Origin of the sequence: Rhodococcus sp. WY5, assembly GCF_018588185.1 — a bacterium.
Lineage (GTDB): Bacteria > Actinomycetota > Actinomycetes > Mycobacteriales > Mycobacteriaceae > Rhodococcus_F > Rhodococcus_F qingshengii.
The window spans coordinates 2401529-2426770 of the sequence record NZ_JAAMPR010000001.1 but is presented as its reverse complement, the minus strand read 5'-3'; the positions used below and the strand labels follow the sequence as shown (position 1 = coordinate 2426770).

The window sequence follows — 25242 nt, the reverse complement described above, 5'->3', positions numbered from 1 at the left end:
CATGGGCCGCGGCCGGGCTAAGGCAAAGCAGACCAAGGTTGCACGCGAATTGAAATACAGCGTACCGACCACGGATTTCGACAGCCTGCAAAGAGAGCTCGCAGGTGGATCGACCAACTCGCATCGGAGCAGTGTCCGATCGGACCAGACTTCCGATAGGGAAGGGCATGCGCGAGAGGACGACTACGACGACTGGCGGCGTTGACCGCGCACTGCCACCGCGCAGACTGTGAAATGAGGAAGAGCTGATCGCTCTTCCTCATTTTTGCGTTCCATTTTCCGCCTCGCGCCTGCTTGCACGGACACACAAAACTGCCCCACCGGATCTCTCCGATGGGGCAGCTGACGTTGCGGTCTAGAAGCGCGGGTGGTCTCCGGCCAGGAACGCACGCTCTGCAGCGGCGTCCGACGCCTTCTTGACGCTACCGAGCGTCCAGCAGTCGATGTGGCGTGCGGTGAGGACGGCAAGTGCGCGGTCGACGTCCTCGGGTGCGACGACGGCGACCATGCCGACGCCCATGTTGAACGTCTGCTCCATCTCGGCGCGCTCGACGCGTCCGCGTTGCGCGATCATGGCGAAGACCGGAGCGGGGCTCCAGGTTCCGCGATCGAGTTCGGCGACCAAGCCCTTGGGCATGACGCGCGCGAGGTTGTTGGCGAGGCCGCCACCGGTGACGTGGCAGAACGTGCGCACGTCGGTCTCGGCAGCGAGTGCCAGGCAGTCCTTGGCGTAGATCTTGGTGGGCTCGAGCAGTTCCTCACCGAGCGTGCGGCCGAACTCGTCGACGTGTGCGCTCAGGTTCATGCGGTCGATCTCGAGCAGGACCTTGCGGGCCAGTGAGTATCCGTTGGAGTGCAGTCCCGAAGAACCCATGGCGATGACGACGTCGCCGGGGCGAACGCGATCCGGTCCGAGCAGCTTCTCTGCCTCCACGACGCCGACACCGGTGGCGGAAAGGTCGTAGTCACCGTCGGCCATGATGCCGGGGTGCTCGGCGGTCTCGCCGCCGAGGAGAGCGCAGCCGGCCTGGATGCAGCCCTCGGCGATTCCGCTGACCAATTCCGCGACGCGCTCGGGGATGACCCGGCCGACGGCGATGTAGTCCTGGAGGAACAGCGGCTCGGCGCCACAGACGACGAGGTCGTCGACAACCATGGCGACGAGGTCGAGTCCGACCGTGTCGTGCTTGTCCATCGCCTGCGCGACAGCGAGCTTGGTTCCGACGCCGTCGGTCGATGCGGCGAGCAACGGCTCCTTGTAATCACCCTTGAGGGAGAACAAGCCGGCGAAACCACCGAGGCCACCCATGACCTCGGGGCGGCTGGCCTTCTTGGCCAGAGGGGCGAAGAGTTCCACCGCCCGGTCGCCTGCGGCGATATCGACTCCTGCTGCCGCGTAGGAGGCGCCTGCGGTGCGGTGACTGTCCTCGGTCATCGGGTTACTACTCCAGCCTTGTATTTCTCGCGAGCACGTATTGCTCGTGCACAGGTAAGTGGTCTTGCAATGTGAAGTGTTTGCAATCCTCGTGACGCGAGATGGATCGTTCGACTCGAGACCCAGAGCGCGCACACAAATACCGACGATTACGCCCATACGCTACCGGACCGGCCCCCTCGGTGAGACCTCGCGTACCCCGAGACGTCAGTTCTGCAGCCGGGCACCGATCGAGGCGTGCAGTGCGCGCAGACTGTTCTGCCCGAGTGCGACCGTCTCGGATTCGATGTGTTTGAGGAGGTGTCCGTCGTGGACGACCTTCTCGCTCGACTGGATCAGTACCGTCCCGGCTCCGGTGAAATCGAACTGGCGTTCTTCACCGGTTTTCGCGCCGAACATGCTTCCGCGAACCGCGCCCAGGAAGCTCTGCATCCAGTCGGCATCGAAGTGGTGGGACGGCGACGGGCAGTCGGCCCAACCCACCAACGCCTGCGGGTCGATGCGCAGCGGCGGCTCCGCGAACATGACCGGGCCATTGGACGACGCCAGGAACTTGCCTGTCCCCAGTAGCGTCAAAAAGCCTGGGACGATGGACTGTTTGAGGTCCAGGCTCGTCTCGAAGGCGAGGAGATTGGCCGCGCGAATCGTGAGGTTGCCGTCGTCGAGGTCGTAGGAATTGATGTTGAATCCGCGGTCCCCGAGGATCAACTTGCCCTGTCCCTGAGCGAGCACCCAGTCGTCGGCGTAGAGCGGCGAAGAGAACCTGGCCGCGACGATCGCCGTCATACTCGTGCGCCCGAGCGGCTCGAAGTTGATGTTTCCGTAGTACGCGATCATCGCGCCCTTGGACGTGAACCACGGCTGCCCGGCCATCTCGACGCAGAAGGCGTAGTCGTTGCCCGGGACGTTGTCGTTGGCGGGCAGAGTTGCCGGATTGTGAATTTCGATACCCATGCTCTGTGCCCTCTCAGAACTTCTGCTCGGACGCCTGGACCCAGACGGTGCCGGCGCCGGTCATCTTCAGCTGGATGGACTCCCCCGAGCCCTTGCCGACGGCCTCGCGCCAGCCGACGTTCGCGGAGATGTCGACGTTGATCTGACCGATGTGGCACACGTATGCCTGCGGGTCGACGACGACCTGAGGATTGTTCGGACCGACCTGCAACGGAATCGCGCCCCCGTGCGAGAGGACCGCGACGCTTCCCTGTCCGTGCAACTGCGTCGTGAACAGCCCTTGACCGGTCATGGCCCCGCGTACCGCTCCGCGCACACCGCCCTGCGACGTGAGAGCGACTATCGAACTCTGGAGGTAGCCGTCGTGTGCGAGGAGTCGGTCGGCTTCGACCGTGAGCATCGACGAACCGTCGAGGTGGATGACCTCGACGTACAAGCCGGCATGCCCGTAGAAGACCTCACCGTTTCCCTCGGCCGCCATCATGCGTGCGTGTTCGCCGGACATCATGCGGCCGGCCATCCCGGCGATACCGCCCATGTTCGGCATGGCGCCGGGCCCACCGCCCATGCTGTGCGGGATGAAGCGGACGTCACCGGTGTAGTAGAGCATCGACCCGGTGCGGGCGAGCACGTTCTGGCCCGGCGCGAGGGTCGACTTGACGACCTTGCTGTTCACCAATTCCAACGGCATGGTTCAGCGCTCCTCGGGCTGGATGTAGACGACTCCGGATCCGTCGAATCGCAGCGAGAACGCTTCACCGCTGCCACCGCCGATCGCGGAGCGCCAGGTGACGTCGGTGACGAAGCTCTGGTTCAGCTGGCCACGGTGAGCGACGAATGCGTCGGGATCGGCAACCAGCGGATACTGCGGGCTGACTTCGAGCGCGATGATCGGTCCGCCCTTCGACAGCACCGCCACCAGACCGGTGCCGCTGACGACCGTCGTGAACAAGCCCTGTCCGGAACCTGCGCCGCGGAGACCGGCAAATTTCACGTCGGTTCGCAGTTGGCCGACCAATGCGAGCAATTGCGAGGCTTCGACGTGCAAAGCGTCGTTGTTGAGCTCGATAATCGTGATGTCCTGGGCGTCGACCGCGAAGTAGACGGTGCCTTGACCGCTGACTTCCATCAGGGACAGTGATTCACCTGCCGCCTTCTGTTTCAGCGCGGCACGTAACCCACCGCCACCGCCCATTCCGGCGTTCTTGAAGGTAATCGCACCCTCGTACGCCACCATCGAGCCGTTGATCGCTTTGATGGTGTCCCCCACCAGGTCTGCGACCAGGACCCGGTGCCCATCCATTCTCAGTTGCGCCACGGAGGGCACTATGCCAGATGCTCACGACGTATGCCGTGTCGTGGAACAGAAAGTCGTGAACAGAAAATCTGCCGCCCACATGCTGTGGACGGCAGATTCTCGGCTGTCGAATTTCAACGATTCTGATGTTCAGGGGCGGCTGAGCGCGCTCGCATTGTCGTTGTCGCGAGTGGCCGTCGAACCTGCGGTGCTCTCGAGCATCCCCTCGAGGACGTTCTTGCCGATCGACGTTTCCTTGGGAAGCGCGATCGGGTAGGTCCCGTCGAAGCACGCGGCGCACAGACGGCTGGCCGGCTGCTCGGTGGCGGCGATCATGCCCTCGGTGGAGATGTATCCGAGGGTGTCCGCTCCGATGGAACGACGCACACCGTCGAGCATCTCCTCGAACGTCGCATCCTGTCCGCCCGCGCCGTTGGCAATCAATTCGGCCGGTGAGGCGAAGTCGATGCCGTAGAAGCAGGGCCACTTGACCGGCGGCGAGGCGATACGGACGTGAATTTCAAGGGCGCCGGCTTCGCGGAGCATCCGGATGAGCGCACGCTGAGTGTTACCGCGGACGATCGAATCGTCCACCACCACAAGGCGCTTGCCGCGGATGACTTCCTTGAGCGGGTTGAGCTTGAGCCTGATACCGAGCTGACGGATCGTCTGCGACGGCTGGATGAAGGTACGGCCCACGTAGGCGTTCTTCATCAGACCCTGGCCGTAGGGGATGCCTGAGCCCTGTGCGTATCCGACGGCTGCGGGGGTGCCGGACTCGGGAACGGGGATGACCAAGTCACCTTCGGCGGGATGCTCGCTGGCGAGCAGACGGCCGATCTCGACGCGGGTCGAGTGGACCGAACGGCCACCGATGACGCTGTCGGGACGCGCGAGGTAGACGTACTCGAAGACACAACCCTTGGGAGTCGGGTTCGCGAAACGTGAGGAGCGAACGCCGTCGGCGTCGATCGCAAGCAGCTCACCGGGTTCGATGTCGCGAACGAACGACGCACCGACGATGTCGAGGGCTGCGGTCTCGCTGGCGACTACCCAACCGCGGTCGAGTCGACCGAGGCAGAGCGGGCGGATGCCGTGCGGATCGCGCGCTGCGTACAGCGTGTGCTCGTCCATGAAGGTGAGGCAGAACGCGCCCTCCAACGTGGGAAGCAATTCCATTGCGGCCTGTTCGATGGTGCTGTCGCCGGCAGCGTGTGCCAGGAGACCACCGATGAGGTCGGAGTCGGAAGTCGCGGCATTGGGGCGCTTGTCGTTGACCAGGCCGGCGGCACGGGTGCGGCTCGCGAGTTCAGCGGTGTTGACCAGGTTGCCGTTGTGGCCGAGCGCGATGCCGGTACCGGCAGTGGTCGTACGGAAGATGGGCTGCGCGTTCTCCCACGTCGTGGAACCGGTGGTGGAGTAACGGCAATGTCCGACGGCGACATGTCCTGGCATTGCTGCGAGAGTCTGCTCGTCGAATACCTGGCTGACCAGGCCGAGATCCTTGAACACCAACACCTGGGAGCCGTCGGCTACCGCAATGCCGGCAGCTTCTTGACCACGGTGCTGAAGTGCGTACAGGCCGTAATAAGTGAGCTTCGCCACATCCTCTCCCGGCGCCCAGACGCCGAATACACCGCATTCTTCGCGGGGCTCGTTCTCGTCCTCGTCGGACGGGTTCGAAGCGAGGAGATTTGGACTGTTGACCGACAGATCGGCACGAGTCACCGGGCGCTCCCTTTGTGGGCAGGGGTTGGGGGGCATCCACAGTCTACGGCCATTTTGGGACTCACTTCCCCTGAGGGCTGCCTTGGCTCTCAGATCACGCCGAAGCGAACCGGATGGTCTCTCACTGTTACTGCGTCAACCACTCTGTTGCTGCGCCAACCCCTCTGTTGCTAGGTCAACCGCAGCAGTGGGAGCCAGTGCGCAATTTCGGGAGCGCGGCTACCTGAGGCGTCGACTCTTCCGTCACCTGAGGCCTCGGAGAACTCGAGCAATCCGGTGACCATCTGCAACCACGTCCGAGCGTCCGTCTCGACGACGTTGGGCGGGGTTCCGCGCGTGTGACGCGGACCTTCGATGCATTGCACCGCAACAAACGGTGGGACCCGCACCTCGACGCTCGATCCGGGGGCGATCTGTTCGAGAGTGCGCGCACTCATCTTCACTGCCGCACCGAGTTCACTGCGCGAAGGCTTCGGCAGTTCCGGATCTCGAAGCCACGGGCCGACGGCCAGGACGGCGGCACGAAATTCGGCGGGGTCGACGGCGCGGCGGGGCGGCATCAGTTCACTCCCTGTCTGCGAGTAGCGATACGAACGGCAAGTGCGCCACCGGCATTCGTGGCCAGGTGCAGCAGGGCGGGGGCAAGTACGCTGCCGCCACGGCGGTGCAGCCACTCGAACAGCAATGCCGAAGCGCCGGTGAACGCCACTGCTGCGGGAACGTTGTCGCCGGCACCGCGAGCGGGAGCGACGTGCCACAGCCCGAAGGTCAGTGCGTGAACAGCCTGCGCGGTCGGCCTGTTCAGTTCGCGGCTCCAGACGGCCGACATCGCGCTACGGAACAACAGTTCCTCGGAGAGCACCGTCCCGAACGGGATGTGCAGGATGATCCATTCGAGGAAGTCTTCGCGGCCGTCTGCTCGCTCGTCGGCAGCGAGAGTCGCGCGCAAGGACGGAACGGCCAAAGCGACGCTGTAGCCGGTAAGGACCGCCCCCGCCGCGGCTCCGCCGAACTGAGCACCACCACGAATGCCGGTGTGCGCCAAGCCGAGTTCCTCGCGGGTGTAACCACGTGCGAGTAGGACTCCGATGGCCGACAGACCGGCCGCGGTGTTGACCACGGCGCGGGCTCGGGGCGAAAGACCGAATGCCGGAAGCACGACGTTGCTCCAGGTGATCGCGGTAGCGGAGAGCACGATCGAGGCGACTCCCCTCACTTCTCGGGGCCCTCTGATTTCACGGCGACAACCAATGCCGACCGCACTCGCTCGGTTTCTGCGGCCGTCCACCCCTCGGGCTGGGCAACGCTGATCCAGGCGTCCAGAACGGAGGTTCCGTAATTGTGACCATGGCCGTCCGGAACTCCCGCGGCGTTGCCGAGGTCGGCCGACACCTGCCAGAACGTCACGACCGGGAACCATTTCATCGACGGCGAGCGGTCGAAACCGGGCACTTCCTTGAGCCACTCGGGCCGATTGAACATGAGGTCGGGTGACCACCACACCACTGGATCGGAAGGGTGCTGGACAAACAGAACCCGCGGCTGCGGCCACGTCATCCCGTCGGTCGGAATGTCTTCGGAGCGATCCGCGAACCGCACGCCGGCCAAGCCGTCCGCGTAGACAGGAGCTACTTCGGGAGTGCCGGGATCGCGCCTCTTCTCGATCGAACGCCACAACTGCGTCGCGTTCGGCGGGCCCACCCACAGAATTCCGTCGGCGGTATCGCGTGCCGCCTGCAGTGTGTCGAAGGCTCCGGCGCCGGCCATGACGCCGAGGCTCTCGCCGTAGACCATGAACTTCGGCCTGGTGGCTTCCGGTTCCTGGAGCCATCTTTCGTGTACCCGCTCGATCAACAGGCGTCCGGCAGCTTGCGCCTTCTCCTGGTCGGCGAGGAACGAGATCCAACTCGGCAGGTACGAGTACTGGCTGGCGACAAGAGCAGTGTCGCCGTCATGCACAAGTTCGATTGCCTGTGCCGCAGTGGGATTGACCCACCCCGTACCCGTCGTCGGAATGACCACGAGGACCTTGCGTTGGAAGGCGCCGGTTCGCTCCAGCTCCTTGATGACCAGATCCATACGCTCTTCGGGATCTTCGGCGCTTTCAAGTCCGGCATATACGCGAATCGGATCCATCGCAGGCTTACCGGTTGCCGCTTCGAGTTCCTGCGCGTCGAGTCCGCGCGAGACGAAGTTTCGTCCCTCGAATCCCAATGTGTCCCAGGGAGCGGCTGATTCGGGGCTACCCGATTTCATCGGATCCTGCGGTTCGACGACGCCGTCGCGAGTGGTCGAGTTCTGCAGACTGAAGATCGAGTTGGTCGCTGCATAGATTCCGCGGACCAGGACGCCGTCGACCAGCATGAAGAACAGGACGGTGACAACCAGGACACCGACGCCATTGGCCACCGACCGTGACCAGTGGAACCGCCGCATCAGCTGTCGGGCAATCAGTTTCACCAGATCGTGGAGGACCCGCCAGATCGAGATGAGCAGGCCACCGACGAGCAGGCTCAGTCCGAGGGTTCGGATGTAGCCGGAAGTGGTCGTGCCTTCGGCATCGGTCAGTGCCGCGATTTCACGTTGCCACCCGGCCGCGTAGACCAGCATGATGATCGCCGCGACGATGGACGCGACCGGAACGAAGACCTTGATCGCGGAAGGCACCGGCTCGGGCAGTGGCCACCACCGTCGACCGCTGAGCAGGTATCGCTCGACAGCCCAACCGATCGCAGTACCGACGCCGTAGCCGATGGCCGAGTTGATTCCGCCGATCAGACCTTGGAAAAGCCAATCGCGCGGCAACAGCGAAGGGGTCAACGACCAGCAGAAGAAGAACGCGGCAAACGCGATGCCGGTGAAGTCGAGTTTGAGGAGCCCCCACGCCCACTCGGTGAAGCGGTTGTCGAGCTTCTCGAGGGGTGCGGGAACAGCCAGCCGCAGGTGGTGTTCCTGCGGCTGGCTGTCAGAAGAAGTCAGTTCTCCGGAATCGACCATCTATCACCCGAACAGTGCGGGCAGCGTTCCCTCGAAGGCCTCACGGAGCTTGGCCATCGTGACGGAGAAGTGTCCCTGGACCTCGACGGAGTCGCTGCCCTCGTCGACGACCCCGATACGCGTCCACGGCAAGCCGCGGGCGGTGCACATACCGGTGAAGCGAGTCTCCTCGGTACGCGGAACTGCAACGAGGACACGTCCCGACGATTCCGAGAACAAGGTCACGAACGGATCTGCGCCCTCGGGAATCAGGATGCGGCAACCGGTTTCGCCGGCCAGCGCGGCTTCGACGACAGCCTGGGCCAGTCCACCCTCGGAGAGGTCGTGGGCTGCGGTGACGAGACCGTCACGCGAAGAGGCGAGCAGAATGTCGGCGAGCAGTTGCTCACGGGCGAGGTCGACCTTCGGCGGCACGCCACCGAGGTGACCGTGCTCGACCTGCGACCAGATGGAGCCGTCGAACTCGTCGTGGGTGTCGCCGAGCAGGATCAGCGTCTCGCCGGGCTCGAGTCCGAGGCCCGTCGGGATGCGGCGGTGAACGTCGTCGATCACACCGAGGACGGCAACCACCGGCGTCGGCAGGATTGCCGTGGATCCGGTCTGGTTGAAGAAGCTGACGTTGCCGCCGGTGACGGGGATGCCGAGGGTGGCGCAGCCGTCGGCAAGGCCGCGAACGGCCTGCTGGAACTGCCACATGACACCCGGGTCCTCGGGAGAACCGAAGTTCAGGCAGTTGGAGACGGCCTTGGGCGTTGCGCCCGTGACTGCCACGTTGCGGAAAGCCTCGGCCAACGCGAGCTGCGCACCGGTGTACGGGTCGAGCGCGGTGTAGCGGCCCGAAGCGTCGGTGGACAGTGCGATTCCGCGTCCGGTCTTCTCGTCGATGCGGATGACACCGCCGTCGGCGTTCTCGGCCAGGACGGTGTTTCCGCGGACGTAGCGGTCGTACTGCTCGGTGATCCACTTGCGGCTGCACAGGGCAGGCGAGGCGATCATCTTCAGCAGGGTCGCTTCGAGCTCGGCGTCGGTTTCGGGACGCTTCAGTCCGGCAGTCGTATTCGCGATCAAGGCATCCTGCGTTGCCGGACGCTCGACGGGGCGGTGGTAAACCGGGCCCTCGTGCGCGACGGTGCGCGGGGGAACGTCGACGACGGTCTCGCCGTGCCAGGAGATGGTGAGGTGCTCACCGTCGGTGACCTCGCCGATGTCGGTGGCCAGGACGTCCCACTTCTTGCAGACCTCCATGAACGCATCGACGTTCTCGGGCGTGACCACGGCGCACATGCGCTCCTGCGATTCGCTCGAGAGCACCTCGGCCGGGGTCATGCCGGTGGCGCGCATCGGAACCTTCTCGAGGTTGATGTGCATGCCGCCGTCGCCGGCCGCGGCCAGCTCGGAGGTGGCGCAGGACAGCCCGGCGCCGCCGAGGTCCTGGATGCCGACGACGAGGCCGGCCTTGTAAAGGTCGAGACAGCACTCGATGAGCACCTTCTCGGTGAACGGGTCGCCGACCTGAACCGCGGGCAGCTTCTTACGTCCGCCGGTGTCTCCACCCTCGTCGTCGAACGTCGCCGACGCGAGGACCGAGACGCCGCCGATTCCGTCGAGACCGGTGCGTGCGCCGAACAGGATGATCTTGTTGCCCGCGCCCGAAGCGAAGGCCAGATGCAGATCCTCGACGCGCATGACGCCGGCAGCGAGGGCGTTGACCAGCGGGTTACCTGCATAGGACTCGTCGAAGACCGTCTCGCCGCCGATGTTCGGCAGGCCGAGGGAGTTTCCGTATCCACCGACACCGCGCACGACACCGTCGACGACGCGACGGGTATCGGGGGCGTCAGCAGCACCGAACCGAAGCTGATCCATGACGGCGATCGGACGAGCACCCATGGCCATGATGTCGCGGACGATGCCGCCGACACCGGTCGCCGCACCCTGGTAAGGCTCGACGTACGACGGGTGGTTGTGGCTCTCGACCTTGAACGTGACTGCCCAGCCGTCACCGATGTCGACGACGCCGGCGTTCTCACCGATGCCGGCCAGCATGTTGGCGCGCATCTCGTCGGTGGTGGTCTTGCCGAAGTATCCGAGGTGGACCTTCGAGGACTTGTACGAGCAGTGCTCGCTCCACATCACCGAGTACATCGCCAGTTCGGCGTCCGTGGGACGGCGGCCCAGGATCTCCTTGATGCGTGCGTATTCGTCGTCCTTGAGACCGAGCTCCTTGAACGGCTGAGCGGCATCGGGATCAGCCGATGCGTGCGTGACGGTATCGACCTGGTGAGCAGACACTGGAGAGTGGTCCCTTCCCTACGGGAGTCAAGAGGCAAGCCGGCGCGGAGCGGGACACCACGAATGTGCCCAACGAAAGAACGTGCCGGGGGACAGTCTATCGGTGTGGGCCGACGACTTCCGCAGACGGCAGCACCCGCAACACCTCCGGGCCTGCGAAGTATCGCCGGTCACACCCGCCCCGGTTGGGTGATCCGGTCGGTTTTCCTAAAGTCAGGGCCGGTCCACTCTCTCCCTCGAAAGGTCTCGCATGCCCCAGGATGTTCGTCAGTCCGACCTCACGGCACAGTCCCAGTCGGTGACCACTCCCCTCACTCCGGCTGCGATTTTCCTGGTCGCGACCGTGAATCCGGGTGGCGAGAACACCACACGAGAACTACTCGCCGACGTCGCCGGCCTACAGCGCGCCGTGGGGCTGCGCGTCCCCGGATCAGGTTTGGATGTGGTGACAAGCATCGGTTCGTCGGTTTGGGATCGACTGTTCGCCGGTCCGCGCCCCGCGCTACTGCACCCGTTCACCGCTTTGCAGGGCGACGTTCACTGGGCGCCGTCGACTCCCGGCGATCTGCTCTTCCACATCCGCGCGATGAGCATGGATGCGTGTTTCGAGGTGGCTCGGCAGATCACGAAGCGACTGCACGGCGCAGCCACGGTGGTCGACGAGGTTCACGGCTTCCAGTACTTCGAGAACCGAGACCTCATCGGCTTCGTCGACGGCACCGAAAATCCGGTGGGCCGCGACGCCGTCGCCGCCGTGACTGTCGGAGACGAAGATCCTGCGTTCACCGGAGGGAGCTACGTCCATATCCAGCGCTACGTCCACAAGATGCGGGACTGGGAAGCAATCACCGTCGACGAGCAGGAACGTGTGATCGGACGCAGCAAGCTCGAGGACATCGAGATGACGTCCGAAGTGAAGCCGGCCAACTCGCACGTAGCCCTCAACGCAATCAAGGACGAGAACGGCAAGGCTCTCGAGATCCTGCGTGCCAACATGCCGTACGGGCGCCTCGGCGACGACGAGATCGGCACCTTTTTCATCGGCTACTGCCGCACGCCGGCGATCACCGAACGGATGCTCGAGAACATGTTTCTCGGCAACCCTCGCGGCAATTACGACCGTCTGCTCGATTTCTCGACGGCCGTGACGGGCTCGATGTTCTTCACTCCGAGCGCCGACTTCTTCGAGGATCTACCGGCTGCACCCGCTGGGCTCTCAGCCGTTTGACTGCCCGCTCCCAGCTACCCACCCTCTAACTACGCGGCGTGAGGAACGCACCGAGCGCGTCGGCATACATGCGGACATCTGCCGCGCCCATCAGCTCGCGGGCAGAGTGCATCGCGAGCTGAGGCGCGCCGACGTCGACGGTGGACAGTCCGGTGCGTGATGCCGTGATCGGTCCGATGGTGGAGCCGCACGGCAAATCGGCGCGGTGGACGTAGCGCTGCATCGGCACTCCCGCCTGATCGCACGCGAGCGCGAATTCGCCGGCACCGGCCGCATCGGTGGCGTAGCGCAGGTTCTGGTTCACCTTGAGTACCGGCCCACCGTTGATCTCGATCCGATGAGCGGGCTCGTGGCGGTCCGGGTAATTGGGGTGCGTCGCGTGTGCCATGTCGCCCGACGCGCATACCGAGCCGGCCATCGCCTGCAGGAATTCTTCGCGGCCACCACCGCGTCCCAACACGATCCGCTCGAGCACGGTGTTCAGCAGGTCCGAGAAAGCTCCGCGATCGGACATGCTGCCGACCTCTTCATGATCGAAGAGAGCAAGCACTGGGACCTGCTGACCGGGCGACTCAGCCGCGGCCAAAAGTGCTTGTGTCCCTGCATAACACGTGCCCTGATTGTCGAGCCGAGGGGCGCTGACCAATTCCTTGTCCACCCCCACGACTGCGCTGGGCGCAAGGTCGTGTGTCATCAATTCCCAGCCGAGAACCGACGACGCGGCTACACCCGCACGCTCGGCGACAAAGCCGATGAACGACTTGGGCTTCGAACCCACGCCCCAGATTCCGTTGACGTGCCTCTGCGGATCCAGCGTCACACCCTTGCGATCTTCGGACAGGTGGATAGCCAGCTGCGGAACACGAAGAATCGGGTCGTCGATGCGAACCAGCTTCTGCTCCACAGTGTTTCCCACCCGGACACTCAATCGTCCGGAGATACCGAGATCGCGGTCGAGCCAGGAGTTCAGCCACGCACCGCCATACGGTTCGAGGCCCACCATCTGCCACCCGGCCGAAGTGAGGTCGGGATGCTGTTTGACCCGCAGGTTGGGGCTGTCGGTATGACCTCCGACAATCCGGAACGGAGCGGCGTTTCCCACGCCCTCGGTGCTCCAGGCGATCAGCGAACCGCCTCGCACGAGGAAGTACCGTCCGGGCTCGGCTGGCCACGACTGCGTTTCGTGGACTTCGACGAACCCGCCGGCCGTCAGCTCGGTCGCCACCGTCGCGCACACATGGAACGGCGACGGTGACGAATCGACGAAGCTGCACAAGCCGTCTGCGTCGGCCCCGGTCCGAGAAGTCTGAGAAGTCATGCCCCTCATCATGCCCGAATCGGTGTCCGCGAAATCAGTGGGCACGAAATCAGTGGGCGGAATCGGGCGAGCTCAGAACCTGTCAGCTCAGGCGTGAGGACCCGACACGCAGAACTGATTCCCATCAGGATCGAGGAGCGTCACCCAGCGGAAACCGTCCATGTTCTCGCGGTGGTGCTCAGTTGCCCCGGCCTCGACGAGCCGCGCCACCTCGGCGTCGAGATCCGGACTCCCCAAATCGAGATGGATGCGATTCTTACCGGCGGTGGGGTCCGGGACCTTCTGGAATGCGAAGTTGGTGGCGCTGTCAGGGACCGAGACGATGTAGAACCAACCGTCGTTTTCCTCGACGATGTTTCCGCCCAACTGCGCTGCCCACCACGTTGCGAGCGGACCGGGATCGAGACTGTCGAAGGTGATCATGCCGAGTGTGAGAGTCATGCGCACACGCTAATGGAAGCCACCGACAAAGACTCTCGATCTCGGGCTGAGATGAGACGATCGTCGAGTGCGACTCACAACGCTGCGCGACCGTGTTGCAGAACCACTCTTCGCAGTTTTCATCGCGACCGGCTTGCTGTTGAGCTACCTCGGAGTGCTCGCCTGGCGATTCGCCACGCCATCTATGCGAACAGAACATATCGGCATCCAACCTCCGCCACCGCCGCCGGCGGAGGACGGCAAGACCGGATACATGTGGGTTGTCGAAGGCTACAGCTACGTCGACGCCCCTCATTGGTTCCCCGCAACTGCGTGGTTCCTGATTGTCGGAACGGCTGTCGCCATTGCCGTGTCGGCGATACTGAACGCGACGGGATGGCACCTGTCCCGCGACGCAGGTGGGCGAAGATTTGTTCTTCCGCTTGCACTTTCGATCTTCGGAGCGGCCTACGGACTTGCGGTCGCCGTTGTCGGAAAAATCTGGCCGCCCACCTTCTATTCGGTGGTCCTTCCCGAACCTCGTGACCCGCAGAAGCCCTACCCCGAATCGACCATCATCCACTTCGACCTCGAGCCGAACCTGATCACCTTCACCGCAACAGGTCTTGCCGTCGGCCTTCTCGCGGCCGCCCTGCTTTATGTCCGGAACTACTCGCTCACTCGATCGAACTAGCAGATCGGTAGATCACTCGACCGCTTCGAGTTCCGCGACACTCCCGTCCGAGATCACCCGGACGTGGCGGGTGATCTTCTCGATCGGCCAGTCCCACCAAGCAATTCGCACCAACTTCTCGATGTCTTCGGCACTGAAGCGGCGCTTGATCTCCGTTGCCGGGTTGCCGCCGACAATTGCGTAGTCCGGGACGTCGCGCGTTACGACGGCGCCAGTGGACACGATCGACCCGTGACCGATCCGGACACCGGGCATGACTGTCACGTTCCCGCCGAACCACACGTCGTTCCCCACGACGGTGTCACCGCGCGACGGCAAATCCTGCACCAAATCCATGTGCCTGGCCCAATCACCGCCCATGATCGGAAACGGGTAGGTGGAGACACCGTTCATACGATGGTTCGCGCCGTTCATGATGAAGGTGACACCGGTGGCCAGGGCGCAGAACTTTCCGATCACCAGTTTGTCGGGACCGTAGTGATGCAACACGTTTCGAGTCTCGAACTCTTCGGCGAACTCCGGATCGTCGTAGTAGGTGTACTCCCCTACCTCGATCAACGGGTTGTCGATCAACGGCCTCAGCAACACCACTCGCGGTTGCCCGGCCATCGGATGAACATTTGTGGGATCCGGCGCGTTCACTGCTTACTCCGATCCGTCGGCGCGGTGTCGCCGACCGCAGCAAGACTATCTGGTTCCTGCTGCGATCGACCGACAAGCGAAAACGTACCGGTGTCAGCCCAGGAGGCCCTTGGCGATATGGGTGACCTGAATTTCGTTGCTGCCCGCATAGATCATGAGCGACTTGGCATCACGCGCCAATTGCTCGACTCGGTACTCGGCCATGTAGCCGTTTCCACCGAACAGCTGCACGGCTTCCATCGCGACCTCGGTCGCTGCGCGCGAGGAGTACAGCTTCATCGCCGACGCCTCCGCGAGACTCACCTTGTCTCCGGCCGCGGTACGTTCGATCGCGTTGAAGACCATGTTCTGCACGTTGATTCGAGCGACCTCCATCTCGGCCAGCTTGAGCTGGATGAGCTGGAACTGCCCGATCTCGCGTCCCCACAGTTTGCGGGACTTCGCGTATTCGATGCTCAGACGGTGGCATTCGTTGATGATGCCGAGAGACAGGGACGCGATGCCGATGCGTTCGGCGGCAAAGCTCTCCTTGGCGCTGGATTTGCCGTCCGACTTTCCGCTGTCCTCGGTCTCGCCGAGCAGACGGTCCTTGGTGATGCGGACGTTGTCGAAGAACAGCTCACCTGTGGGTGAGGAGTTCATGCCCATCTTTTTGAACGGCGGGCTCTGTGTGAGACCCTCCATGCCCTTGTCGAGGATGAAGGCGAGCACCTTGCGATCGCGACGATCAACCGACGCATCGCCCTCGTCGAGCTTTGCGTACACGATCATCACGTCGGCGTACGGACCGTTGGTGATGAAGGTCTTGTTGCCGTTGAGAATGTAGTCGTCGCCGTCGCGGCGTACGTAGGACTTCATGCCGCCGAAGGCATCCGAGCCGGAGTCCGGTTCGGTGATCGCCCAGGCGCCGACGGTCTCGAATGTCACCAGGCCGGGGAGCCAGCGTTCCTTCTGCGCGAGTGTGCCGCGGCTGCGGATAGTTCCGGCGGCCAATCCGAGGCTGACACCCAACGATGCGACCAGGCCGAGGCTGACTCCGGCCAATTCGCTGTTGAGCACGACGCCCATGCTGCCGGCGCCGCTGAAGGCGCTCGACTTCTCACCGTCACCGGAGGGCGCATCGCCGCGCTCGCGTGCCAGCGACTTCTCGAGGCCTTCGCGTGCCATGTCGGCCAGACCGAAGGTCGAGTACAGCTTGCGAATGATGTCGAACGGCGGCAGCGCACCACTTTCGAGCTCGTCGACGTGAGGTCGCACCTCTTTGTCGATAAAGCCCCGCAAGGCGTCGCGGAACATCAGGTCGGTGTCGGACCACTCGTACATGTGCCTGAACTCCAGTCGGTGAACGATCGAGAGACTGCCGAACGGCAGCCACACACCGAATATAGAACACGTTCCAAAACCGGAACAGGATTCAGCTGATCAGTCCCATTCTCTGCGAGATCCACGTCAGCTCCTGCTCGACGCCGGCCGACCACACCGAAAAGCTGTGACCACCGGGAAGCTCGAGATACCTGGCGTCCATTCCGGCCGCTTTGGCCGCTTCGTACACCTTTTGCTGACCCGGCTTGAACTCGTTGTCATCTGTTCCGACGACGAACACTCCGCCCGAGTTCGGGAACTTCCGAGTCGCCAGCAGGTCCATCGGATTCACCTTCACGAACGCCGCTTCGTCGCCGCCGAATATCTCGTCGACGGTTCGCTGTCGGTCACCGAGCGAAGGCTCCAATTGACCGGACAGATCGAGGAATGTCGGGTACACCTCGGGGTAATTGGTCGCCATCTGCAGTGAGCAGGTGCCACCGTAGGAGAGCCCGCCGATTGCCCACGCTCGCGGATTCGTGTCGATCTGGAACGCATTCGCCACCGCAGCGGGCAAGTCCTTTGCCAGATACGTGCCGACCTTGCCCTGTGACGAGTCGGTGCACAGCGGATTGGCCATCTGCGACCCTGTTCCATCGGCTATCACGACGACTGGAGCCAACCCCTCGTGATCCCGTGCAAAAGCGTCCATTGTCGCGGTCAGCTTTCCGCCCTGGAGCCAGTCCTCGGGCTTGCCAGGCTGACCTGCCATGAGCACGAGCACGGGAAGAAGCGGACGCGGATTGGTGAAGTACGACGGCGGCAGATACACCTGCGCGTCGCGCGCGGAGAATCCTGAAATCGTCCCGGGGACAGGCAAAGTCGTGACCCGTCCGCGAATCGGCATGCCCTCCGGCGCTTTCCACACAGTGTCGGTGGGATCGCCGGTGACAACAGGATCGGTCGGACCGGGAACTTCACTGAGTGAGATGCGGTCGAAATCGTCGTGTCCGAACGCAATTCCCACAGTCGGGTAGGCAGCGAACACCAGGTTGATCTGCGTCGCGGCGGTGACGATGACCAGAACGGTCGCAACGACGGACACCACCGCCTTCGCGATCGTTCCGCCTGCCTTGATTCGCGGCCCGAGAAGTAGCAACGCGTAGATACCGATTCCGATCCACACGTAGATCGACATCTCGATGGGATCGGGGAACGGCACGATCACCTTTTCGACGGTGATCCACACGGCGATCATGATCACCAGCGCGATCAGCCCCGCGATCGGCACCGCTCTGCGGTAGTACCAGCGCACGTTCGAACCGAGCAGCCACACACCACCCAGGACCCCAAGGACAGTCAGGATCACCGGCAGCGGTCCCGAGATCAAACTGATTCGGTAGAGCCAGTCCACGTCAAGCCTCTCGCGCGTAGAAATGTCGCACGCACGAGGCTAGACGACGACGCTAGTACTCTGTATCAGGTGACATTCATCAAGGTCTGTGGCCTACGCGACGTTGACACGGTCGACCTCACGGTGGGCCTGGGCGTCGACGCCATCGGTTTCGTCTTCGCCGAGAGCGTCCGCAAAGTCGACCCCACACTCGCAGTCGCTCTGCTCGCGCGAGTTCCAGATCACATCCGTGCAATCGGAGTCTTTCTCGGCAACCCGATCGATCAGATCCTCGAGATCGCGAAGATCACCGGGCTTCGCACCGTACAGGTTCACGATCTTGTCGACGCCGAGCAAGTGCAGCGGCTGCACGATGCCGGCCTCACCGTCATCCGCGCGGTCGTCTCCAGCAACGTCCGCGACGGTTACAATCTCGACCTCGGCGAGGACGAACTCCTGATCGACGGCGCAGACGCCGGATCAGGGGTGCCGTGGAACTGGGCCCAACAGCAATCCCGCCCGCAAGGCAAGTGGATCCTGGCGGGCGGACTGTCCCCGGACAACGTTCGCGACGCACTCGATGCCACCGGAGCCTGGGGCGTCGACGTCTCCAGCGGCGTCGAATCCTCCCGCGGCGTCAAGGACCACGCTTTGATCGAGAAGTTCGTCAGCGCTGTCCGGCAGACCGATCACTCGAAATAGGACGCGTAGTCACTGAAAGCGACTTGACCGGTGGGACTCGCTTTCACGGCGTCGGCAACGGCCGGCGGAATGGGAGCCCAGTGTGCAGGCATCGCTGCCGCCAGTGACGGCTTCAAGATGTAGAGCAGTGCGAAGTTCACTATCCAGAGCGGCGGCGCCATCGACATGCCGACTTCCGAACTCACATCGCCTTTGGTGTTGGTCACCAGCTGCGCTGCTCCCGAAATCTGTTGCGCTGCAAATCCGTAGACTGCCTGCACCGTGTATGCCGACTGATAGAGCGCAATCAGAGTGTGCGTCGCACCGTTGTTGCGCAACCAGGTGCCCACGAAACCGCCAGGGGCGATCAGCGTATTCACCTGTCGCGTCGGCGCATCCGCGTTGGCCGGACTCTCCAGCAATCCGTCGGGATTCACGTACAACCCGTAACTGGCCAGAACCGACGGCGTCGTGCCGGAATAGAGGGGCCGCCCGTTCGTATTGGTGAGAATCCGGGCGCATTCGTCGATCACCTCGGCATCCTCGAGATTGCCACCGACCCCACCACCGGCCATGAGGTCGCGATACTGCTCCTCGGTCAAAGCGTCAGCGGGCTCGAGTCCGATCTGCGCGGCAATCTCTTCCGCAGTCTGCTGACCGAGCGGCTGGTTGAGTTGATCCGGAGTAGTCATCTGCGTGGGCGCGACGCTCTCGTAGACCGGAGCCCCGGCAAAAGGGATCACGAACCCGGTATCGACATTCTCTGCAACCGGTTGCGCGCCGGCCATCTGAGTGGTGGCACACGAAAGTACGCACACCCCAACCAAAGCCAGAACCGAGACGGTCCCGCGATGAGACCTTGCTCGGTGAGGTTCTTGTCCACGTCTACAGCCCTCGCCTGAGAAAGCCTTGCCTGCAATTCCCTTGCCGCGCATAGGTCAACCTCCCGGGACACAGTCCGGCGAATCAACTCGAGCTTGCATCTCAGTCAAACGCTGTGACCAGCGCCGTGTCAAGACACTGGTCAGGTCGAGGCACGGCGACAGCTCGCTCGATACAGGCGACAGCTCGCCCGCTACAGTGATGCTTCCATCTGAAGTGACCTCACCCCATTTGAATTGCAGGACATCTCGGGAGGCGAGCAGTGTCTGACAAGCGCGGGACCGTATTGATCACCGGTGTCGGTCGGAGCAAGTCGATCGGAGCGAGCCTCGCATTGGGCCTTGCCGAGGATGGTTGGGATCTGGCTATCGGCTACTGGGAGCCTTACGACGAACGCGTCGGGTTCGGGCGCGGAGCGCACGATCCGCAAGACATTGCCGAGAAGTGTCGCGCACTCGGAAGCCGTGTCGACCTCGTTCCTGGAGATCTGGCCTCGCCCGACGTGGCCGATCAGCTCGTTGACGCTGCCGCAGCGCGGAACGACCTCCGTGGGCTGGTGCTCTCACATTGCGAAAGCGTCGACAGCTCGATCCTCGATACCACCGTCGAGAGCTGGGAACGACATTTCGCCGTCAACGCTCGCGCCTCCTGGCTGCTGATCAAAGCGTTCGCTGAACGGCTTCCGGAACAGCGCGACGTCAGTCAGGTGGCCGGGCGGATCATCGCACTCACCAGCGACCATGCGGCCCACAATGTTCCGTACGGGGCCAGCAAGGGCGCTCTCGACCGCATCGTCATCGCCGCCGCAGTCGAACTTGGATCACGCGGCATACGAGCCAACGTCGTCAACCCAGGACCTATCGACACAGGATGGATGACACCCGCGATCAGACAGGCCACAACCCTCCAGACTCCTGCCGGCCGGCTGGGTACTCCCGGCGACACTGCAAACCTCGTTCGGTTTCTGATGTCCGACGCCGGAGGCTGGATTACGGGACAACTCCTTCACTCCAACGGCGGATTCAGTACGAACTGAGCCTTGGCCGGACTCAGTTCAGGCTTTGTAGGTCGGTAGCGTCTGCCCGAGCCTCTTACCCATTTCGGCAGCCAAAGCCGCGAGCCCGCTGGCCGGACGCACCATGACCTCGAAATCGACGATCTTGCCGTCCTCGTCGAATTCGACCATGTCGATTCCCTTGAGACTTTTATCGCCGATGTTCGCACTGAATTCGAGCACGACCTGCCGACCGTTGGCTCCGGCGAACTGACGGTGGTACTCGAAGTTCTCGAACACCTGGATCACCGTATTGAGAATGAGCACAACGGCATCCGCGGACTGGTACGGCTTGAATCCCGTGGGCGATCGGAACTGCGCGTCGGGCGCGACGATCGTCGGTAGCGCCGACAGATCGCCGGTTTCGATCATGGTGTGCCACAACTTCAGTGCAGCTTCGACTTTCGGTTCGAGCGTCAATTCCGTGCTCATGCTTCTACCCTTCCCTCGACGTTACCTGCCGCTTGATTTACCGGCACTTGACTTGCGACGGACCACGCACTCAACACAGTTCGCACCCCGGTCACGAGTTGCAACGGCTGATCGATCATGACGTGATGTCCGGCTTCGGGAATCTCCGCCACGATGGCCTCCGGTCCGAACAATCCGCGCATGTGCTCCATGAGTCGATCGGACACGATGCCGTTCTCAGCTCGGAAATAGGCTACGCGGCAACGTGGTTCGCTGTCGAGAACATCTTCGGCGCCTACTCGGAGAAAGAAATTCGGATCGAACTTCCACGACCAACCGCCCTCGACTTCCTCCATCGACGTGGCCGCCACATGGTCACGCACCGCAGGCAGACCCGAATCCTGCGGCGGAACGAAGCGGAAACGGCCCATCGCGTCTTCCCTGGTGAAATAAACCTTCTTGGGGCCGAACGCATTCTGGCGTCGAGCCGCCTCCTCTTCGGGCGTACGCGCCTTGAGCGGAGAATCGATGATGACAACCCCGTCCAACAGTTCGCCATGCAGATGCGAGGCCACGAAAGAAACAATCCCACCCATACTGTGCCCCACCAGAATCGGCTTGCCGTCGATTCCCCCTGCCTCGGCCGCCGCCAGCACCTCGCGAGCCCACTGGGACATCGCGTAGGCGTCGCGAGTGTGACTGTCGCCGTGGCCCGTCAAGTCGAGAGCGACGACGCGGCGCCCCTCGGCGAACTGCGGCGCAATGTGATCCCACCAGCGACTGTGGGCGGCGCCGCCGTGAATCAGCACGATTCCCGGCCCCGCCGGCCCCCAAGCCCGAAAGTGCACCGAGGCACCCTCGACCTCCACCGACCCCGTCTCGACCGGCGCTGCCAACGCCCGAGTGAACCAACCAGGCGCGTCTTCGACCACATTGCTCATCGATCGAACATACATAGTCGTCAATCGGTTCATCCAACTCTTCCCAGTTCGTGATCCATCACCTATATTGAATCCGGCCTCAAGTTCAATTCGTTTCGCCGAAGGGGAGAGATGACCAACCGCCAAGTACGCCTCGCCGCCCGCCCGACAGGACTTCCCGACGCTTCCACCTGGGAATACGTCGATGCCGAGATCCCGTCCGCCGGACCGGGCGAGTTTGTCGTCAAGGTCGAATACCTCTCCCTCGACCCCGCGATGCGCGGTTGGCTCAACGACGTCAAGTCGTACGTTCCGCCGGTCAAGCTCGGTTCCGTCATGCGCGCCCACGGCGTCGGACGCATCACCGAATCACAGCACCCCGATTACCAGGTCGGGGACATCGTGGCCGGATCCTTCGGCGCTTCCGAGTACGGCGTTTCCGACGGTACAGACGTCACTCGGGTCGACGAATCGATCGCTCCCCTACCGACCTGGCTCGGCGCTCTCGGATTCCCCGGCGTCACTGCGTATTTCGGATTGCTCGACGTCGGAAAGCTGAAAGACGGTGACACCGTCGTCGTGTCCGGTGCCGCGGGTGCGGTCGGCAGTCTGGTCGGCCAGATCGCAAAGCTTCACGGATGCAAGGTCATCGGCATCGCCGGCGGTCCGGAGAAGTGCGCGTGGCTCACCGAGGACCTCGGCTTCGATGTCGCCATCGACTACAAGAACGAATCCGTATACAAGGCGCTCAAGTCCAACGCTCCCGACGGAATCGACGTGTACTTCGACAACGTCGGCGGAGAAATTCTCGACGCCGCTCTCTCCCGTCTGCGCCTCGGCGCTCGGGTGGTCATCTGCGGCGCCATCGCGGGCTACAACGCCACCGAACCTCAGCCAGGCCCTGCTCACTACCTGTCACTTCTCGTCAACCGCGCCACGATGGCCGGCTTCGTGGTCTTCGACTACCTCGATCGCTACGCAGAAGCACAAGAGCAGATCGGAAAGTGGATCAAGAGTGGCGAATTGACTGCTCGCGAGCACGTCGTCGACGGCGGTATCGACGCGTTCGGCGACAGCCTCAATCTTCTCTTCGCCGGAGCGAACACCGGAAAGCTGGTCTTGAAGGTCAGCTGAGTCGGCCACACACGCAGATCGGCCACCGGTATTCCGGTGGCCGATTCGCTTGGGTCAACTGACTCCGGACGGAGTGGGAACGCTGTCCTCCCCCAACCGCGGCGGGGCCGACCGATAGGTTGCCGGCGTGCCGCTCATCCGAATCGGATTGGCTACCTGCCGAGTCGGTGCATCGCGACGCGGGTCGTCGATGGACACCACCGGATCGAGATTCAGCCGTTCCGCCAGCGCTATCGCGTCGGCGATGTCGTTGAGAGGCCCACACGGAACACCTCGCTCGGTCAGTGCCTCGAACCACGAGTCCGCAGAGCCCTTGGCCAATGCAGCAGTGACGGCGTCGAACAGTTCTTCTCGATGCGCAACCCTGTCGCTGTTGGACGCGAAACGCGCATCAGCGGCAAGTTCGGAAACTCCGAGAACCTCTGTCAACGAACTGAATTGCCGATCATTGCCGACCGCGAGGACCAGCGGACGGTCCGCGGTGTCGAATACCTCGTATGGTGCGATGCTCGGATGCCGGTTGCCCATTGCCTGCGGCACCACGCCCGCGGCCACGTAGCCGGACGACTGGTTGGCCAGTGCGGACAGCAACGAGGACAACAGATTGACCTCGACGTGCTGCCCTTCGCCTGTGCGATCGCGATGGCGCAGCGCTGCAAGGATTCCCACGCTGGCATGCAGGCCGGTGATGACGTCGACCACCGCGACACCGACCTTGGTGGGAGTCTTGGGATCGGGTCCGGTGATACTCATCAATCCGCCGACCGCCTGAATCAACAGGTCGTATCCCGGCAGAGAGTTGTTGCCACCGAAGCCGCTGATCGAGCAGTAGACCGCACGCGGATTCATTTCTCGGACAGCGTCGTAGCCCAGCCCCAGACGGTCCATCGTTCCCGGCAGGAAGTTCTGCACCACGACGTCCGCATTGCGAACCAGCTCGCGTGCACCCTCCAGATCCTCGCGCTCGCGCAGGTCCAGAGTGACCGACTTCTTGTTGCGGTTCACCGACAGAAAGTAGCTCGACTCGTCCCCCACCCACGGTGGGCCCCAGCTGCGAGTGTCGTCACCGACACCCGGCCGCTCGATCTTGACGACCTCGGCACCCAGGTCGGCGAGAATCATCGTGGCGTACGGACCGGCGAGGACGCGGCCGAAATCAGCGATCACCAACCCGTCGAGCGCTCCGACAGCGTCTGCCGTCACCGGAAAGCTTCTTCACCGGTGAGAGCGCGGCCGATCACGAGCTGGTGAACCTCGGACGTGCCCTCGTAGGTGAGAACGGATTCGAGGTTGTTGGCGTGCCGGATCACGGGGTACTCGAGCGTGATGCCGTTGGCGCCCAGAATGGTTCGGCATTCACGGGCGATCTTGATGGCCTCGCGGACATTGTTGAGCTTGCCGGTGCTGACCTGCTCGGGGCGAACCGTCCCGGCGTCCTTGAGGCGCCCGAGGTGGATGGCGAGCAACTGCCCCTTGCCCAATTCGACTGCCATGTCGGCGATCTTGGCCTGGGTGATCTGATACGCGGCGAGCGACTTGTCGAAGACCTTGCGATCACGTGCATATGAGATCGCAGTCTCGAGGCAGTCACGTGCTGCACCCATTGCCCCGAAGATGATGCCGAAGCGTGCCTCGTTGAGGCAGCCGAGCGGGCCGGACAGTCCGCGAGCCTTGGGCAGCATCGCCGAGGCAGGCAGACGCACGTCCTCGAGCACCAGTTCCGAGGTGACCGACGCCCGAAGCGACATCTTGTTCTTGATCTCGGGGGCGGAGAATCCCGGAGTGTCGGTGGGAACGACAAATCCGCGCACGCCGTCGTCGGTTCGAGCCCAGACCACGGCGACGTCCGCGATGGAGCCGTTGGTGATCCACATCTTGGTGCCGTTGAGGATCCAGTCGTCGCCGTCGCGCTTGGCGTTGGTTCGCATACCGCCGGGGTTGGATCCGAAATCGGGTTCCGTGAGACCGAAGCAGCCGATGGCTTCACCCGCCGCCATTCGCGGGAGCCATTCTTCCTTCTGCTCTTCACTTCCGTTGTGGTGGATCGCGAACATGGCGAGCGAGCCCTGGACCGAGACGAGGCTGCGAATGCCCGAATCGACAGCTTCGAGTTCCTGGCAGGCCAACCCGTACGCCGTGGCGCTCATCCCGGCACAGCCGTAGCCCTCGAGGTGCATGCCCAGTACGCCGAGCGCGCCCAGTTCCTTGGCCAGCTCACGAGCCGGCAGTGCTGCCGCTTCGAACCATTCACCTACGTGCGGGCGAATGCGATCGTCGACCATCTTGCGGACCGTGTCGCGGATCGCGATCTCCTCGGCGTCCAGCAGGGTGTCGATGGCAAAAAGCTCGGACAGGGACTGCGGCGTGGTCACGGGGCCTCCAGTGTTCTCGGGCGCAATCCTTTGCGAGAACGATTGCGCAATCGTTTGCATCGCCTAGAGTAGAGCCCGGTTGCGCACC

The 25242-nt window shown here is 63.3% G+C and carries 25 protein-coding genes; 6 read left to right on the top strand and 19 right to left on the bottom strand.

Translation table 11 applies throughout. The features are described from left to right. Position 1: 1 nt before the first annotated feature. The gene (locus G4D79_RS11340) at positions 2 to 205 is read left to right on the top strand and encodes a DUF3073 domain-containing protein (RefSeq protein WP_003940337.1); all 204 of its coding nucleotides are present in this window, start codon (positions 2 to 4) and stop codon (positions 203 to 205) included. A gap of 150 nt (positions 206 to 355) precedes the next feature. Here the strand turns inward: G4D79_RS11340 and purM are convergent, their stop codons facing one another. The 9 genes from purM to purL all read right to left on the bottom strand — a co-directional run bounded on the left by purM (position 356) and on the right by purL (position 10703). Then, the gene (gene purM, locus G4D79_RS11335) at positions 356 to 1435 is read right to left on the bottom strand and encodes a phosphoribosylformylglycinamidine cyclo-ligase (protein WP_003940225.1); all 1080 of its coding nucleotides are present in this window, start codon (positions 1433 to 1435) and stop codon (positions 356 to 358) included. Positions 1436 to 1642: 207 nt separating this feature from the next. Further along, positions 1643 to 2389, bottom strand: coding sequence for an AIM24 family protein (locus G4D79_RS11330; protein ID WP_099697821.1), 747 nt, complete (start codon positions 2387 to 2389; stop codon positions 1643 to 1645). Positions 2390 to 2402: 13 nt separating this feature from the next. Beyond that, positions 2403 to 3080, bottom strand: a complete 678-nt coding sequence (locus G4D79_RS11325; RefSeq protein WP_003939918.1) for an AIM24 family protein — start codon at positions 3078 to 3080, stop codon at positions 2403 to 2405. Positions 3081 to 3083: 3 nt separating this feature from the next. Continuing rightward, positions 3084 to 3692 (bottom strand): AIM24 family protein, encoded by a 609-nt coding sequence (locus G4D79_RS11320; protein WP_003940441.1) that lies wholly within the window; start codon positions 3690 to 3692, stop codon positions 3084 to 3086. 144 nt (positions 3693 to 3836) lie between these two features. Next, positions 3837 to 5414, bottom strand: coding sequence for an amidophosphoribosyltransferase (gene purF, locus G4D79_RS11315; protein WP_003940541.1), 1578 nt, complete (start codon positions 5412 to 5414; stop codon positions 3837 to 3839). A gap of 170 nt (positions 5415 to 5584) precedes the next feature. Then, positions 5585 to 5974 (bottom strand): sterol carrier family protein, encoded by a 390-nt coding sequence (locus G4D79_RS11310; protein ID WP_007733822.1) that lies wholly within the window; start codon positions 5972 to 5974, stop codon positions 5585 to 5587. Beyond that, positions 5974 to 6630, bottom strand: a complete 657-nt coding sequence (locus G4D79_RS35220) for a CPBP family intramembrane glutamic endopeptidase (RefSeq protein ID WP_065455262.1) — start codon at positions 6628 to 6630, stop codon at positions 5974 to 5976. Before G4D79_RS35220 ends, G4D79_RS11310 begins: the two co-directional genes overlap by 1 nt. After that, positions 6627 to 8411 (bottom strand): alpha/beta-hydrolase family protein, encoded by a 1785-nt coding sequence (locus G4D79_RS11300; RefSeq protein WP_042922291.1) that lies wholly within the window; start codon positions 8409 to 8411, stop codon positions 6627 to 6629. The genes G4D79_RS35220 and G4D79_RS11300 overlap by 4 nt, the downstream gene beginning before the upstream one ends. A 3-nt stretch (positions 8412 to 8414) precedes the next feature. Beyond that, positions 8415 to 10703, bottom strand: a complete 2289-nt coding sequence (purL, locus tag G4D79_RS11295) for a phosphoribosylformylglycinamidine synthase subunit PurL (RefSeq protein WP_099697822.1) — start codon at positions 10701 to 10703, stop codon at positions 8415 to 8417. A 250-nt stretch (positions 10704 to 10953) separates the two neighbouring features. Here purL and G4D79_RS11290 point away from each other — a divergent pair, with 250 nt between their 5' ends. Beyond that, entirely contained in the window at positions 10954 to 11931 is a 978-nt protein-coding gene (locus G4D79_RS11290) for a Dyp-type peroxidase (protein ID WP_099697823.1), read from the top strand. Positions 11932 to 11956: 25 nt separating this feature from the next. Here G4D79_RS11290 and G4D79_RS11285 read toward each other — a convergent pair whose 3' ends face one another. Next, on the bottom strand, positions 11957 to 13249 hold the full coding sequence (locus tag G4D79_RS11285; protein ID WP_073512791.1) for a M18 family aminopeptidase: 1293 nt from the start codon (positions 13247 to 13249) through the stop codon (positions 11957 to 11959). An 87-nt stretch (positions 13250 to 13336) separates the two neighbouring features. After that, a complete protein-coding gene (locus G4D79_RS11280; protein WP_003939907.1) occupies positions 13337 to 13690 on the bottom strand; it encodes a VOC family protein in 354 nt (117 codons plus the stop codon). Between the two features lie 67 nt (positions 13691 to 13757). Here G4D79_RS11280 and G4D79_RS11275 point away from each other — a divergent pair, with 67 nt between their 5' ends. After that, complete coding sequence (locus G4D79_RS11275) at positions 13758 to 14363, top strand: hypothetical protein (protein WP_099697824.1); 606 nt, start codon at positions 13758 to 13760, stop codon at positions 14361 to 14363. A 12-nt stretch (positions 14364 to 14375) separates the two neighbouring features. On the opposite strand, the gene G4D79_RS11270 is transcribed toward G4D79_RS11275, so the two are convergent. From G4D79_RS11270 to G4D79_RS11260, 3 genes are all read right to left on the bottom strand, one after another. Beyond that, positions 14376 to 14972, bottom strand: coding sequence for a CatB-related O-acetyltransferase (locus G4D79_RS11270; RefSeq protein WP_037125853.1), 597 nt, complete (start codon positions 14970 to 14972; stop codon positions 14376 to 14378). A gap of 126 nt (positions 14973 to 15098) precedes the next feature. Next, positions 15099 to 16328, bottom strand: coding sequence for an acyl-CoA dehydrogenase family protein (locus G4D79_RS11265; RefSeq protein ID WP_007733810.1), 1230 nt, complete (start codon positions 16326 to 16328; stop codon positions 15099 to 15101). A 91-nt stretch (positions 16329 to 16419) separates the two neighbouring features. Next, positions 16420 to 17721 carry an esterase family protein gene (locus tag G4D79_RS11260; protein ID WP_003939993.1) on the bottom strand — a complete coding sequence of 434 codons (1302 nt, stop codon included), beginning with the start codon at positions 17719 to 17721 and terminating at the stop codon, positions 16420 to 16422. 69 nt (positions 17722 to 17790) lie between these two features. Here G4D79_RS11260 and G4D79_RS11255 point away from each other — a divergent pair, with 69 nt between their 5' ends. Further along, entirely contained in the window at positions 17791 to 18402 is a 612-nt protein-coding gene (locus tag G4D79_RS11255) for a phosphoribosylanthranilate isomerase (RefSeq protein ID WP_030535233.1), read from the top strand. Here G4D79_RS11255 and G4D79_RS11250 read toward each other — a convergent pair. After that, positions 18390 to 19316 carry a hypothetical protein gene (locus G4D79_RS11250; protein ID WP_099697825.1) on the bottom strand — a complete coding sequence of 309 codons (927 nt, stop codon included), beginning with the start codon at positions 19314 to 19316 and terminating at the stop codon, positions 18390 to 18392. The two genes, G4D79_RS11255 and G4D79_RS11250, sit on opposite strands and share 13 nt — an antisense overlap. A 209-nt stretch (positions 19317 to 19525) precedes the next feature. On the opposite strand from G4D79_RS11250, the gene G4D79_RS11245 reads away from it, so the two are divergent. Further along, positions 19526 to 20299 carry an SDR family oxidoreductase gene (locus G4D79_RS11245; RefSeq protein ID WP_099697826.1) on the top strand — a complete coding sequence of 258 codons (774 nt, stop codon included), beginning with the start codon at positions 19526 to 19528 and terminating at the stop codon, positions 20297 to 20299. A gap of 18 nt (positions 20300 to 20317) precedes the next feature. On the opposite strand, the gene G4D79_RS11240 is transcribed toward G4D79_RS11245, so the two are convergent. After that, the gene (locus G4D79_RS11240; protein WP_003940510.1) at positions 20318 to 20749 is read right to left on the bottom strand and encodes a nuclear transport factor 2 family protein; all 432 of its coding nucleotides are present in this window, start codon (positions 20747 to 20749) and stop codon (positions 20318 to 20320) included. Then, entirely contained in the window at positions 20746 to 21669 is a 924-nt protein-coding gene (locus G4D79_RS11235; protein ID WP_099697827.1) for an alpha/beta fold hydrolase, read from the bottom strand. Before G4D79_RS11235 ends, G4D79_RS11240 begins: the two co-directional genes overlap by 4 nt. A gap of 111 nt (positions 21670 to 21780) precedes the next feature. On the opposite strand from G4D79_RS11235, the gene G4D79_RS11230 reads away from it, so the two are divergent. Beyond that, positions 21781 to 22782 (top strand): NADP-dependent oxidoreductase, encoded by a 1002-nt coding sequence (locus G4D79_RS11230; RefSeq protein ID WP_003939765.1) that lies wholly within the window; start codon positions 21781 to 21783, stop codon positions 22780 to 22782. A gap of 54 nt (positions 22783 to 22836) precedes the next feature. On the opposite strand, the gene G4D79_RS11225 is transcribed toward G4D79_RS11230, so the two are convergent. Together G4D79_RS11225 and G4D79_RS11220 are read right to left on the bottom strand one after the other, a co-directional pair. Then, positions 22837 to 23985, bottom strand: coding sequence for a CaiB/BaiF CoA-transferase family protein (locus G4D79_RS11225; protein ID WP_099697828.1), 1149 nt, complete (start codon positions 23983 to 23985; stop codon positions 22837 to 22839). Then, a complete protein-coding gene (locus G4D79_RS11220) occupies positions 23982 to 25154 on the bottom strand; it encodes an acyl-CoA dehydrogenase family protein (RefSeq protein WP_003939770.1) in 1173 nt (390 codons plus the stop codon). Before G4D79_RS11220 ends, G4D79_RS11225 begins: the two co-directional genes overlap by 4 nt. Positions 25155 to 25242: the final 88 nt, after the last annotated feature.

Excerpts from the sequence above, each read along its gene's own strand:
- G4D79_RS11340 (WP_003940337.1), top strand. The coding sequence starts at position 2 with ATGGGCCGCGGCCGGGCTAAGGCAAAGCAGACCAAGGTTGCACGCGAA.
- purM (WP_003940225.1), bottom strand. The coding sequence starts at position 1,435 with ATGACCGAGGACAGTCACCGCACCGCAGGCGCCTCCTACGCGGCAGCA.
- G4D79_RS11330 (WP_099697821.1), bottom strand. The coding sequence starts at position 2,389 with ATGGGTATCGAAATTCACAATCCGGCAACTCTGCCCGCCAACGACAAC.
- G4D79_RS11325 (WP_003939918.1), bottom strand. The coding sequence starts at position 3,080 with ATGCCGTTGGAATTGGTGAACAGCAAGGTCGTCAAGTCGACCCTCGCG.
- G4D79_RS11320 (WP_003940441.1), bottom strand. The coding sequence starts at position 3,692 with ATGGATGGGCACCGGGTCCTGGTCGCAGACCTGGTGGGGGACACCATC.
- G4D79_RS11310 (WP_007733822.1), bottom strand. The coding sequence starts at position 5,974 with ATGCCGCCCCGCCGCGCCGTCGACCCCGCCGAATTTCGTGCCGCCGTC.
- G4D79_RS11300 (WP_042922291.1), bottom strand. The coding sequence starts at position 8,411 with ATGGTCGATTCCGGAGAACTGACTTCTTCTGACAGCCAGCCGCAGGAA.
- G4D79_RS11290 (WP_099697823.1), top strand. The coding sequence starts at position 10,954 with ATGCCCCAGGATGTTCGTCAGTCCGACCTCACGGCACAGTCCCAGTCG.
- G4D79_RS11285 (WP_073512791.1), bottom strand. The coding sequence starts at position 13,249 with ATGACTTCTCAGACTTCTCGGACCGGGGCCGACGCAGACGGCTTGTGC.
- G4D79_RS11280 (WP_003939907.1), bottom strand. The coding sequence starts at position 13,690 with ATGACTCTCACACTCGGCATGATCACCTTCGACAGTCTCGATCCCGGT.
- G4D79_RS11270 (WP_037125853.1), bottom strand. The coding sequence starts at position 14,972 with ATGGCCGGGCAACCGCGAGTGGTGTTGCTGAGGCCGTTGATCGACAAC.
- G4D79_RS11265 (WP_007733810.1), bottom strand. The coding sequence starts at position 16,328 with ATGTACGAGTGGTCCGACACCGACCTGATGTTCCGCGACGCCTTGCGG.
- G4D79_RS11250 (WP_099697825.1), bottom strand. The coding sequence starts at position 19,316 with ATGCGCGGCAAGGGAATTGCAGGCAAGGCTTTCTCAGGCGAGGGCTGT.
- G4D79_RS11240 (WP_003940510.1), bottom strand. The coding sequence starts at position 20,749 with ATGAGCACGGAATTGACGCTCGAACCGAAAGTCGAAGCTGCACTGAAG.
- G4D79_RS11235 (WP_099697827.1), bottom strand. The coding sequence starts at position 21,669 with ATGAGCAATGTGGTCGAAGACGCGCCTGGTTGGTTCACTCGGGCGTTG.
- G4D79_RS11230 (WP_003939765.1), top strand. The coding sequence starts at position 21,781 with ATGACCAACCGCCAAGTACGCCTCGCCGCCCGCCCGACAGGACTTCCC.